Source organism: Thermodesulfobacteriota bacterium, assembly GCA_040758155.1.
Lineage (GTDB): Bacteria > Desulfobacterota > Deferrimicrobia > Deferrimicrobiales > Deferrimicrobiaceae > UBA2219.
Map to the genome: position 1 here is coordinate 1 of JBFLWB010000034.1, position 12,329 is coordinate 12,329.

Annotated in this window: 12 protein-coding genes; all 12 read right to left on the reverse strand. The window is 65.9% G+C overall.

Annotated elements, in window-relative coordinates; translation table 11 throughout:
• Positions 1-112 precede the first annotated feature (112 nt).
• A complete protein-coding gene (locus tag AB1346_02085; protein MEW6719219.1) occupies positions 113-1,609 on the reverse strand; it encodes a DegQ family serine endoprotease in 1,497 nt (498 codons plus the stop codon).
• A complete protein-coding gene (locus tag AB1346_02090; GenBank protein ID MEW6719220.1) occupies positions 1,609-2,067 on the reverse strand; it encodes a DUF1844 domain-containing protein in 459 nt (152 codons plus the stop codon). Before AB1346_02090 ends, AB1346_02085 begins: the two co-directional genes overlap by 1 nt.
• Positions 2,067-4,337 (reverse strand): ATP-dependent Clp protease ATP-binding subunit, encoded by a 2,271-nt coding sequence (locus AB1346_02095; GenBank protein MEW6719221.1) that lies wholly within the window; start codon positions 4,335-4,337, stop codon positions 2,067-2,069. Before AB1346_02095 ends, AB1346_02090 begins: the two co-directional genes overlap by 1 nt.
• Positions 4,338-4,341: 4 nt before the next feature.
• Positions 4,342-5,190, reverse strand: coding sequence for a zinc metalloprotease HtpX (gene htpX, locus AB1346_02100; protein MEW6719222.1), 849 nt, complete (start codon positions 5,188-5,190; stop codon positions 4,342-4,344).
• 48 nt (positions 5,191-5,238) lie between these two features.
• Positions 5,239-6,204 carry a J domain-containing protein gene (locus AB1346_02105; protein ID MEW6719223.1) on the reverse strand — a complete coding sequence of 322 codons (966 nt, stop codon included), beginning with the start codon at positions 6,202-6,204 and terminating at the stop codon, positions 5,239-5,241.
• A gap of 76 nt (positions 6,205-6,280) precedes the next feature.
• Entirely contained in the window at positions 6,281-6,733 is a 453-nt protein-coding gene (locus AB1346_02110) for an Hsp20/alpha crystallin family protein (GenBank protein ID MEW6719224.1), read from the reverse strand.
• Positions 6,734-6,754: 21 nt separating this feature from the next.
• Positions 6,755-7,207 carry an Hsp20/alpha crystallin family protein gene (locus AB1346_02115; GenBank protein ID MEW6719225.1) on the reverse strand — a complete coding sequence of 151 codons (453 nt, stop codon included), beginning with the start codon at positions 7,205-7,207 and terminating at the stop codon, positions 6,755-6,757.
• A gap of 52 nt (positions 7,208-7,259) precedes the next feature.
• Positions 7,260-9,161, reverse strand: coding sequence for a molecular chaperone DnaK (gene dnaK, locus AB1346_02120; protein ID MEW6719226.1), 1,902 nt, complete (start codon positions 9,159-9,161; stop codon positions 7,260-7,262).
• A gap of 20 nt (positions 9,162-9,181) precedes the next feature.
• Positions 9,182-9,571, reverse strand: a complete 390-nt coding sequence (locus tag AB1346_02125) for a response regulator (protein MEW6719227.1) — start codon at positions 9,569-9,571, stop codon at positions 9,182-9,184.
• A gap of 247 nt (positions 9,572-9,818) precedes the next feature.
• Entirely contained in the window at positions 9,819-11,180 is a 1,362-nt protein-coding gene (locus AB1346_02130) for a sigma-54 dependent transcriptional regulator (protein ID MEW6719228.1), read from the reverse strand.
• On the reverse strand, positions 11,177-11,944 hold the full coding sequence (locus AB1346_02135) for a HAMP domain-containing sensor histidine kinase (GenBank protein MEW6719229.1): 768 nt from the start codon (positions 11,942-11,944) through the stop codon (positions 11,177-11,179). Before AB1346_02135 ends, AB1346_02130 begins: the two co-directional genes overlap by 4 nt.
• Positions 11,945-12,005: 61 nt before the next feature.
• Positions 12,006-12,329, reverse strand: a 324-nt coding sequence (locus tag AB1346_02140) for a hypothetical protein (protein MEW6719230.1), incomplete at its 5' end; no start/stop codon positions are given.

A 12,329-nucleotide genomic window follows, 5' to 3' on the forward strand; every position in this document is an offset into this window, starting at 1 on the left:
CACGGTGAGCTTGTCCATCGATATCATCGATATCCTCCGAAAACCTCATATTGCGACAGGGGGAAACAGGGCGCCCGGAGGTCCCCGGGCGCCCGCGAATTACCGGCGGTCGTTACTTTGTCGATATGGCGAGAATCAGCCGGACCTCTCCCCGCTCGACGAGGAACCGGATCGTCTTGTCCCCCTTGAACCTGGTCATCAGCTTCGAGAACTCGGCCGCGCCCGGGACCGGCTGCCCGTTGACCTGCCGGATGATGTCCCCTTCCTGGAACCCGCCGTTGTCCGCGGGAGATCCGCTCTCCACGGAGGTGACCAGCACGCCCTTGGCGTTCGAGATGTCGAGCCTCTTGGCGAGCTCCGGCGTGATCTCCTGGACCGTCAGCCCGGTCCCCTTCGCCGTCTCGGATTCGGCGGAGGCGCGCAGCGAGGGCTCCCCCTCCATCTCGGCGATGGTCGCCGAGATGGAAAGCTCCTTCCCCTCGCGGACCACCTTGACGGTGACCTTGGTGCCGGGCCTGATCCCCGCCACCATCCCGGGGAGCTCGTGCTCGTCCCCGATCTCCTTCCCGTTGAAGACCGTGATGAGGTCGCCCGACCTGATCCCCGCCTTCTCCGCGGGGCCGTCCTTCGTCACGTCGGCGACCAGCGCCCCTTTCCTGCCGCGCACTCCCAGGTTCTCGGCCAGTTCGGGAGTGAGCGGCTGGATGAACACGCCGAGCCACCCGCGGGTCACCTTCCCCTTGTCCTTGAGCTGCCCTAAGATCGCCTTGGCCATCTGGATCGGCGTGGCGAATCCGATCCCCTGCCCTCCCTGGACGATCGCGGTGTTGATCCCGACGACCTCGCCCCTGAGGTTGAAGAGCGGCCCGCCGGAGTTGCCCGGGTTGATCGAAGCATCGGTCTGGATGAAGTCGTCGTACGGGCCCGAGCCGATGATCCGCCCCTTCGCGCTGACGATCCCGGCGGTCACCGTGTGCCCGAGGCCGAAGGGATTGCCGATCGCCATCACCCACTCGCCCACCTCCAGCTTCTCGCTGCTGCCGAGGTCGACGTGCGGGAGCTTCTTCTTCGCGGCGATCTTGATGAGGGCGATGTCGGTCTTCGGGTCCGCCCCCACGACCTTCGCCTTGTACTCCTCCTTGTCGAGGAGCGTCACGGTGACCTCGTCGGCCCTTTCCACGACGTGGCTGTTCGTGAGGATGTAGCCGTCGTCGGAGACGATGAATCCCGAGCCGAGAGAGCGCCGCTTCTGCTCCCGGGGCATGTTGCCGAAGAAATCGCGGAAGAACTCGTCGAACGGATCCTGCCGCCCGAACGGGGATCGAAGCTGCGGCCGTTGGAACTTCACCACCTGGGTGGTGGAGATGTTGACCACCGCGGGCGACACGCTCTTCACGAGCGCGGAGATGTCGACGGGGACCAGCCGGACGCCCGACCCCGCGGACGGAAGCTGCGCCGGCGCGGGAGCCGCCGCCGGCACTACGGCCGCCTTCCCCTTCCCTCCCGTCAGGGCGTGCGTCAACGGAGATAGATCCAACGCGGACGCCAGGACGATCCCCGCGGCCACGGCCGCGGCCAGGAGAACGAGGACCCTGCCTTTCTTGACCACTATACGCTACCTCCCTTTCCGAGGTCCGGGATGGTCGCCTTCTGGACCGCGAGGAAGGCCATGCGGAGCTGGTAGAGCCCGTCCCGCAGGACCGATTCCTCGGTGGCGTCCAGGTTCCCCTTGGTCTTCTCCTGCAGGATCCCGATGATGTCGATCAGGTTCTGGGCTTCGCGCAGGTTCACCGGCGAACGCCTGCCGTCCGGCAACTGGAGCATGCCGAGGTTCGCCATCACGCCCATCTGGAGCGACTCGACCAGGTCGAGGAACTGCGGGGGACCTTGGGGAACGGCGCCTTTCCCCGCACCGCTTTTACCCTCTTGGACACCCGCCGCTCCCTGCGGGTTCCCCCCGGAAGGCGCTTTCGGCGGCTCCGGAGGAGGAGGCGGCGCCTGGGACGGCGCCTCCCCGCCCCTGCGGTCGATCACGCGAAACCCCTTGTCTTCCTTTTCGTCGGCCATTAGACGGTCACCTTTTGCGTTATTACGACCGGCTCCCCGCCGATCTCCTCGACGGCGAAGTGGTCGGATTCCTTCCAGTGCAGCGTAACGGGCATCTTCACCTTCTCGTCGATCCCGCGCTTCAGGAACCGGGCGCCGTACTTCACGGAGAAGCCCGTGCGCGCGAGCGCCGAGAGGGCGGCGTCCGAGACGGTCAAGGTCTTGCCCTGGGCGGCCATCATCCTGGCGATCGAGTCGAGGTAGAGCGATGCGATCCGCCGGACCTCCTCGAACGACAGGGGGGCGAAGACGACGATGTCGTCGAGGCGGTTGATGAATTCCGGCGTGAACCGGTTCTCCGCCGCCTTCAGGACGGCCTTGCGGACCGGCTCGAAGTCGACGGCCCCCTCGCCGAACCCCATCGGGCGGCTGAGCTTCGAAAGCTCGTCCGCGCCCAGGTTGCTCGTCATGATGATGATCGTGTCGGAGAAGTACACCTTCTTCCCGCGGCCGTCGGTCAGCCATCCCTCGTCGAAGACCTGGAGGAAGAGGTTGTGGACGTAGGTGTCCGCCTTCTCGATCTCGTCGAGCAGCACCACGCTGTACGGGTTGTCCCGCACCTGGTTCGTCAGGATCCCGCCGCGCTCCGACCCCACGATGCCGCGCGGCATGCCGATGAGCTTGTCGACCGCCAGCGCGCCGTCGCGATATTCGGACATGTCCACGCGGATGAGCTGCCGCTCGTCGCCGAAAAGGTACTCCGCGAGCGCCTTGGCCATCTCCGTCTTGCCCACGCCGGTGGGGCCGAGGAACATCAGCACGCCGTCCGGCCGGTAGATGTTCGCCTTCAGCGGCCCCTTGTTCATCCGCAGCGCCTTGGCCACCGCGGCGACGGCCTCCCGCTGCCCGACGAGCCGCCGGGAGATGTGCTCCTCGATGTCCCGGAACCGGTCGATCACGTCGCGGCGGATGATGTCCGAGGGATTCTTCGTCTCGCTCGAGATGACCCCCAGGACGTCCCTCGCCGTGACCTCCTTCTCCTCGTCCCCGCGGATCTCCACCCGGACGCACGCGGTGTCGAGCCAGTTGATCACCTTGTCCGGCAGCCGCAGCGACCGGGCGTACCGGTCGGACATGGAGAGCGCGAACTCGATCGCCTCGTCGAGGACGGTCACCCCGTAGTTCGCCTCCAGCCGGGGCTTGAGCCCCATCAGGATCTCGCGGGTCTCCTCGAGCGTCGGCTCGCCGATCCTGACCACGCGGAACCGGCGGGCGAGCGCCTCGTCCTCCTGGACGATCTCCTTGTACTCGGTGCCCGTCGTGGCGCCGATGATCTGCACCTCGCCGCGCGCCAGCGCCGACTTGAAGATGTTCGCGGCGTCGGACGGCACGCCCATGGCGGAACCCGCCCCGACCAGCGTGTGCGCCTCGTCGACGAACAGGATGATGTTCCTGCGCTCCTTGACCTCGGCGATGACCTTCTCGATGCGGTCCTCGAACATGCCGCGGAACACGGTCCCGGCCACCACGGTGTTCATCTGCAGGTTGACGATCTGGTGCCCCCGCAGCCGCTCCGGCACCCGGTGCGGCTCGTACTCGAGCCGCATCGCCAGCCCCTCGACCACGGCGGTCTTCCCCACGCCGGGATCGCCGAGGATCATGACGGAATTGCACCGGTCCTTGTGGCACAGGTACTCGAGGATCTGGTCGATCTCCGCGTCCCTGCCGATGATGGGAGGGATCTTCCCCTCCCGGGCGAGGAGGTTGAGGTTGACGGCGAAGGTCCGCAGGTTCGCCGGGAGCTCGTACCGCTTCCGGAACTCCTCGACCTTCTCCTCCCGGCTGCGGAGCTGCGCTGAGAACCGGCTGAGCGCCACGGACGGGTCGACCCCGTAGCTCTTCAGGATCCGCGCGGGGATGGACTGCACCTCGTGGAAGATGCCGAGGAACAGGTCGGAGGCGTCGATCTGCGACCGCCGGTTCCGCTGCGCCGTCTCCCACGCCACCCGGAACACCTGCTTCGTCGCCGGAGGCACCTTCAGCCCGACGCCCAGGTACTGGCGGGAGATGTTGAGGTGCTCGTTGACCGAGTACTGGACCGCCTCGACGTTGAGCCCGATGGAGCCCATGAGCTCGCGGAACAGCGCCTTCTCCTCCTCGGCGAACGCGATGAACAGATGCTCGAGCCCGAGGTAATAGTGGTGCCGCCGCTGCGACTCCTCGATCGAGGCGTTCAGCACCCGGTGACCCGACTCGGACAGCTTTTCCCGGTAGAACGAAATCTCCATCATGTCGTTACAGCCCCCGCATCGCGAGCAGCCGCTCGATCCGCTTCTCGACGGGCGGATGGGTGCTGAAAAGGCTCATGATGCCGCCGCCGGTCAGCGGGCTCATTATGAACATGTGGGCCGTGGCCGGGGAGGCGTCCATCGGAACCCGCTGCGACCAGCCCGAGATCTTCTCGAGCGCCCGGGCCAGCGACTCCGGTCTCCCGCAGAACTTCGCCCCCGTCTCGTCCGCAAGGTACTCCCGCGACCGGGAGACCGCCATCTGGATGAGCATCGCCCCCAGGGGCGCCAGGATCGCAAGCGCGAGCATCTGGAACATCCCTCCGCCGCCCTCGCGGTCGTCCCGTCCGCCGCCGAAAATCGCCGCGAATCTCGCCATGTTCGCCAGCATCATGATCGCGCCCGCCATGGTGGCCGCCACCGTCTGGATCAGGATGTCCCGGTTCCGCACGTGCGCCATCTCGTGGGCAAGCACCCCCTCGAGCTCGTCGGGCGTCAGGATCCGCAGGATCCCTGACGTCACCGCCACCGCCGCGTGCTGCGGGTTGCGCCCGGTGGCGAACGCGTTGGGCGATTCCTGGTCCATGATATAGACCTTCGGCATCGGGACGCCCGCCGCCAGCGACAGCCGGCGGACCATGCCGTGAAGCTGCGGCGCTTCGCTCTCCGTCACTTCCCGCGCGCCGTACATCCGCAGGACGATCTTGTCGGAAAACCAGTAGGAGCCCACGTTCATCACGACGGCCAGCCCGAAGGCGAAGATCATCCCGGACTGCCCGCCGATCGCCTTCCCGATCAGCACGAACAGCACCGTCAACAGCGCAAGCAGGAAGGTCGTTTTCACCGTATTGCCCATCATTTCCTCCGACGTCCCCCATTAATAATTGATTCCATTATATACGTTTCAGTTCCACCCCTTCCGAAGATCCGGGTCCTCGTATTGCGCCATCCGGTCCACGAGCTTCAGAAGCTCCTCCGAAGCCGATTTCGGGACCGCCACATTGAGCACCACGAACTGGTCCCCGCGCTCCGTCGTGCCGGGAACGGGCGCTCCTTTCCCCTTGAGGCGCAGCTTCCTTCCGCTGGAGGAGCCCGGCGGGACCGTCACCATGACCGGGCCGTCCACGGTCGGAACTTCGATCTTGGCCCCCTTCACCGCCTCAGAGAAGCGGAGCGGAACGTCCAGGTAGATATCGTTCCCTTCCCTCCGGAAATAGGAGTGCGGCAGCATCTTCAGCTCGACGACCAGGTCGGAGGACGAAACCCGGATCTTCGCGCCGTCCCGAGCGCCCGCGGGGATCTTTATCTTCACCCGTTCTTCCGATTCCGTCACTCCGTGGCCGAAGCAGACCGGGCAGCCCCTCCGTCCCGACCTGCCGGTGCCGCCGCACCCGGAGCAGCTCTTCGGCTTGCGATACCGGATCTCCCGGACGCCGCCGCGGATCATGTCGAGGAAATCGACCGAGACCTCCACGCGGACGTCCTCGCCCATGCCCGATCGGGAAGCTCCGGCCTCCTCGTCGCGGAAGAACTGCCCGAGGATGTCCCCGAAATCGAACGACCCGGCCCCGAACCCCCCGGTCGGCCGCCCGCCGGCGCGGAATCCCCCTCCCCCGAAAGGATCTCCCGCGAAGGGGCCGCCGGTGAACGCGCCCTTGCGGATCGCGTCGTATTCCCCCCGCTTTTTCTTATCGCTCAGGACCTCGTGCGCCTCGTTGATCTCCTTGAAGCGCGCCTCGGCCGACTTGTCGCCCCGGTTGACGTCGGGATGATGCTTTTTGGCCATGCGGCGGAACGCCTTCCGGATCTCGTCCGTGGAGGCGCTCTCCGGGACTCCCAGGATCTCGTAATAATTCTTTCCCGGATCCATCGGTTTCCCCCGGCCGTCATGACGGCGCGGACGCCCGGGATCCCCCGGGTCGCCCGCGTCCGACGGTCCTGCCGATCTACTTCACCGCGACGTTGATCTGCTTCTTCTTCGCCTGCTCCTTCTTGGGAAGGATCAGCTCGAGAACGCCGTTCTTGAGGGTCGCGGTGATCTTCTCCTGGTCGACGGTGGCCGGCATGGAGAACGCCCGCTGGAACGTGCCGTAGGCGCGCTCGATCCGGTGGTAGTTCTCCTCCTTGACCTCCTTCTCGACCTTGCGCTCGCCCTTCAGGGTGAGCAGCCCGTCCTTCACCTCGATCCCGATCTGGTCCTTCGTCAGGCCGGGGACCTCGGCCTTGACGACGACCGCGTCGTTGCTCTCGTAGATGTCCACCGCGGGGGTCCACATCCCGGTCCCCAACCCCTCGTCACGCCCGCGCGTGCGGGCCAGGGTGTCGTCGAAGAGCTGGTTCATCTTCTCCTGGATGGAGGAGATGTCCCGCATCGGGTCCCACCAACGAACGATCGCCATTTCTCTCCCTCCTCTCGGCCTTCAGTTCACGCCGACCTGGATCTGCCGCGGCTTCGCCTGCTCCCGCTTGCCGAGCCGCAGCTCGAGGACGCCGTCCTTGAGCTCCGCGCGCACCTTCTCGGGATCGACCGTGTCGGGCAGCGAGAAGGAGCGGTGGAAGGGCCCGTAGACGCGCTCCACCCGGTGGTAGTTCTCCTCCTTCACCTCTTTCTCGATCTTCCGCTCCCCCTTGAGGTGCAGCGTCCCGTCGTCGACCTCCACGTGGACCTGCTCCTTCGGCACGCCCGGGAGCTCGACCTTGAGGACGATCTCCTGGTCCGTCTCGTATATGTCGACCGAGGGCGACCAGGTCCCGGCCAGCGGCGGTTCGGCCTGGGTCATGGAAGGCCCGAACGTTTCCCCGAAGATGCGGTTCATCCGGTTCTGCATCGCCGAGAGCTCCTTCATCGGATCCCAAAACCGTACGATCGTCATGTCTTCCTCCTTTTGCCGCCTCCGCGGGCGGCCCCCTTTATGTTGTCCCCGGTCACTTCTTCGCCGGGTCTTCGTATTCCGCGTCGACCACGTCCCCTTCCGCGGCCTTGCCGCCGGGCGCCTCTGCCCCCGGAGCGGGTCCCGCCGAAGCGGAGGCCGCCTGCTTGTACATGTGCTCCGCGAGGGCGTGCGACTCCTTGATCAGCTTGTCCGCCGCGTTCTTCAGCACGGTCTCGTCCTCGGACTTGAGCGCTTCCCTTGCCTCCGCAAGCGCCGCGTCGACCTTGGAGGCCACGTCGGCCGGCACCTTTTCGCGGTTCTCCTTCAGCGTCTTCTCCGTGTTGTAGACCAGGGAGTCGAGGTGGTTGCGCGCCTCGATGGCCGCCTTGTGCTTGCGGTCTTCCGCCGCGTGCGCCTCGGCCTCCTTGACCATCTTGTCGATGTCGCTCTTGTCGAGCCCCGTGGACGCCGTGATCGTGATCTTCTGCTCCTTCCCCGTCCCCTTGTCCTTCGCGTTCACGTGGAGGATGCCGTTCGCGTCGATGTCGAACGTCACCTCGATCTGCGGGACGCCGCGGGGTGCCGGCGGGATGCCGTCGAGGTGGAACCGCCCCAGCGTGCGGTTGTCTCCCGCCATCTCCCGCTCGCCCTGCAGCACGTGGATCTCGACGCTCGGCTGGCTGTCCGCCGCCGTGGTGAAGACCTCGCTCTTGCGCATCGGGATCGTCGAGTTGCGCTCGATGAGCTTCGTCATCACGCCGCCCAGCGTCTCGATGCCCAGCGACAGCGGGGTCACGTCGAGCAGCAGCAGGTCCTTGACCTCTCCGCCCAGGACGCCGGCCTGCACGGCCGCCCCCGCCGCGACCACCTCATCGGGGTTGACGCCCTGGTGCGGGTCCTTCCCGAAGAACTTCTTGACCATCTCGACGACCTTCGGGATGCGCGTGGAGCCGCCCACCAGCACCACCTCGTCGATCTTCGAGGCGGAGATCCCCGCGTCGCGGAGCGCGTTCTCGCACGGCTTGAGCGTCCGGTCGAGGATGTCCTGCACCATCTGCTCGAACTTCGCCCGCGAAAGCTTCATCTGCAGATGCTTCGGGCCGGATGCGTCCGCCGTGATGAACGGCAGGCTGATCTCCGATTCCATCGTCGAGGAGAGCTCGATCTTGGCCTTCTCCGCCGCCTCCTTCAGCCGCTGCAGCGCGGTCCGGTCCTTCGACAGGTCGATCCCCTGGTCCTTCTTGAACTCCGCGATGATCCACTCGATCAGCCGCTGGTCGAGGTTGTCGCCGCCCAGGTGGGTGTCCCCGTTGGTGGACTTGACCTCGACGACGTTGTCGCCCACCTCGAGGATGGAGATGTCGAAGGTGCCGCCGCCGAAGTCGAACACGGCGATCAGCTCGTTCTTCTTCCGGTCGAGGCCGTACGCCAGCGCCGCCGCGGTGGGCTCGTTGATGATCCGGAGCACTTCCAGCCCCGCGATCGTGCCGGCGTCCTTGGTCGCCTGCCGCTGGGAATCGTTGAAGTACGCGGGCACCGTGATGACCGCCTGCTTGACCGGCTCGCCGAGGTAGGTCTCCGCGGCCTTCTTCAGCTTCCCGAGGACCAGCGCGGAGACCTGCTGCGGGGTGTATTCCTTGCCGCCGGCGAGGACGCGCGCGTCCTGGTTCGGCCCTTGGGCCACCTTGTAAGGGACGAGACGGGTCTCCTCGCCGACTTCATCGTACCGGCGCCCCATGAACCGCTTGATGGAGAAGATCGTGTTCTCCGGGTTCAGCACCGCCTGCCGCTTGGCGACCTGGCCCACAAGGATCTGTCCGTCCTTGGCGAACCCCACGACCGACGGAGTCAGGCGGCTCCCTTCCTCGTTGATGAGGACCTTGGGCTCGCCCCCTTCCATCACGGCCACGACGGAGTTCGTGGTCCCCAGGTCAATTCCGATGATTTTCGCCATCGCTTCGATACCTCCCCCGGTTATATGGTCTTCAGTAATTTATCGATGAACCGGAACAGCGCCCGGCCGTCCACCGGCTTCGTCACCATGCCCACTGCGCCCGATTCGAGCGCCCACATCCGCCGTTCGATCCCGGCCTTCCGCGCCAGCAGGATCACCGGGATGCGGGACGCGACCTGCGCGATCCGCAGCAGCGCGTCCATGCCGCAGAGGGACGGGGTGTCCAGGTCGACCACTACCAGATCCGCCTCCTCGGCGATCGATCGCCGGAGCCCCTCGGGGCCGTCGTTCCACAGCTCGGGAAACGCCCCCGCGTCCGACAGGAGGCCGAGGACCGGCGCCATGGGGGTGAAATCGTCGGCCATCGCGTCGGCGATCATCACCACTTTCCATCCGGCCGTCTGTGCCATCCTTCGATCCCTCCGGAACAACGACACATCAAGTCTCATGCCAATCGGCCCAAAATGGCCTGACCTTTATAACTACCTGTATTTTTTTGATTTAATGATTAACTGCGCCAGGAATCGGAAAGGAGGACCTCATGGGTATGTCATTATGGCAGTATCCTGGGCGGGCAAGCTGTGCCAAAACTGCACGGTCCAGCCCATCTCTGTCCCGGTTCTGCGGAAGTTCTGCTGATTCAGGAACGTCCCCGTTCTAACGCTCCAACTCCTTGATCTTGCGGTGGAGGGTGCGGAGGGCGATACCCAGCAGCTTGGCGGCCTGGGTCTTGTTGCCGCCGGTCTTGGCCAGGGCGTCGCGGATGGCGTCGCGCTCGATCTCGGTCAGCGTGCGCGAGGCGGGCAGCGGGATCGGTCCGGCGGAGGACGGCGGAACCGCCGTGTGCGTGATCTCGACGGGGAGATCTTCGGGGCCGATCGTCTCCCCGGCGCTGACGAGCATTGCGGTCTCGATCGCGTTGCGGAGCTGCCGGACGTTCCCGGGCCAGGAGTACGACAGGAGCGCCTTGAGCGCGGCGGGGGCGAGGAGCTTGCGAGGCAGCGCGTTTTCCCGGGACAGGAGTTCCAGGAAATGCTCGGCCAGCTTCGGGATGTCCTCCCGTCGCTCGCGGAGCGGCGGCACCTGGATGCCGAAGACGTTCAGCCGGTAATAAAGGTCCTCGCGGAACGCCTTCTCCTCCACCAGCGCCTTCAGCTCACGGTTCGTGGCGGCCAGGATCCGGACGTCGACCTTGAGCACCTGGGAGCTGCCGACCCGCAGCACCTCCTTCTGCTCGATGGCGCGCAGCAGCTTCGCCTGGATCGCCGGGGAGACGTCGCCCACCTCGTCGAGGAACAGCGTCCCCCCTTCAGCGCTCTCCAACTTCCCAGGGCGGGAGGCCGTGGCGCCCGTGAAGGCGCCCTTCTCGTGGCCGAACAGCTCGGACTCGAGGAGCGTCTCGGGGATCGCGGCGCAGTTCAGCGGCAGGAAGGGACGCCCCGCCCTGGGACTCAGATCGTGGATCGCCCGGGCGACCAGCTCCTTCCCCGTCCCGCTCTCCCCCGTGATGAGCACGTTCATCCGCGTGGGGGCGACCAGCCGGATCTTCCGGAGGACTTCCTCCATCGCGCGGGAGGCGCCCAGGATCCCCTCCACCCCGGGAGGATGTCCCGCCTCCTCCCGCAGACGCTCGATCTCCCGGTGCATCCCGCGCTCCTTGACCGCCTTGAAGACGGCGGCCCGCAGGCGCGGGATCTCGACGGGCTTCATCAGGAAGTCGGAGGCGCCGGAGCGCACCGCCTCGACCGCCCCCTCGACCGTGCCGTACGCGGTGAGGACCACCACGGGGACGCCGGGATTCGACTTCGTCACGTGACGCAGCACCTCCATCCCCGTGATCCCGGGCATCCGCAGGTCGGTGACCACCACGTCCCCGCCCTCGGCGGCCAGGCGCTCCAGCCCCTGCTTCGGGTCCGAAAACGGCAGCACCTCGAAGCCGTCCCGGCGAAGCGCCGCGACGACGCTCCGGAGACTGTCCGCGTCGTCGTCGAAGACGAAGACCCGTCCGTGCCCGGTCATCGGCCGGTCCCCGCGGGGAGCGCCAGAGGGAGACGCCCAGGGAACATGGCGCGGAACTGCGCCTCGAAGGGCAGGGAGACGGTCACCGTCGTGCCGGCCCCCTCCCGGCTGCGGAGCGAGATCTTCCCCCCGTGCTGGTGGATGATCTGCCGGACGATGGGCAGCCCCAGCCCGCTTCCGTCCCGGCGCGTGGTGTAGAAGATCCGGAAGATGTGCCTGCGTTCGTTCCGGGAAATGCCGCGGCCGTTGTCCTGGATCCGCACGAACGGGCGGCCGCCCCGCACGCCGGTGGCCACGCGAATCTCCTTCTCCTCCTTGTCCAGCGCCTCCTGCGCGTTCAGGAGCAGGTTCAGCAGCGCCTGCTTGAGCTGTTTGTCGTCCGCCAGCAGCGGCAGCGGCGAGGCGTGGTAACGGACCTTCAGGGAGATTCCGTGGTAGGCGAAGTCGACGTCGAGGAAGCGCAGCACCTCCGCGACGACCCGGTTCAGGTCGGCGAGCGAAAGCTCCATCGCCGGCGGCCGCGCGAACCGCAGGAAGCCCGAGAGGGTGTCGTTCAGCCGCTGCGTCACCTTCATGTTGGCCCGGACGAGGGAGAGAAGCTCCTCCTTCTGGGGAACGGAAGATTCCGGCAGCTCGGCGAGCATCTCCTCGAGGAGCTGGCTGTTGATGTAGAGGGAATTCAGCGGGTTGCGGATCTCGTGGGCCAGGCCCGCCGCAACCGCGCCCAGGTCGGCGATCTTTTTCCGCGTTTTCGTGGCCGGCACGGGTAAATATTACATCAAAAAACCTAAATATCGGCACACAGCCGACTTTATCTTAATAGCACTAGAAGAACTCAACAACCAGTTCGGGGGCAAATGCCGGATTCGGGCCATCTTCGATTTCCACAAGCCCCCGGGTCTTGGTGAGATCGCTGTTAAAAACATTATTATCGAACCCGATCCGAACCCGGAAAGACGGGAGCAAAAGCGCTTGGGCCTGCTGCATCAGCGATGTAACGTCAAAGAAAACAAATTGGCTCTGGTCTGAGTTTATGAAATCGAAAGAAACGGTCGCAAGAAAACCGGTCGAGTAGTCGGAAGACACGATCGGAGGAGGAAATGCGGCCGTATCGATCAAATCCATGAAGAACGGACTTCTGAGAAGCGG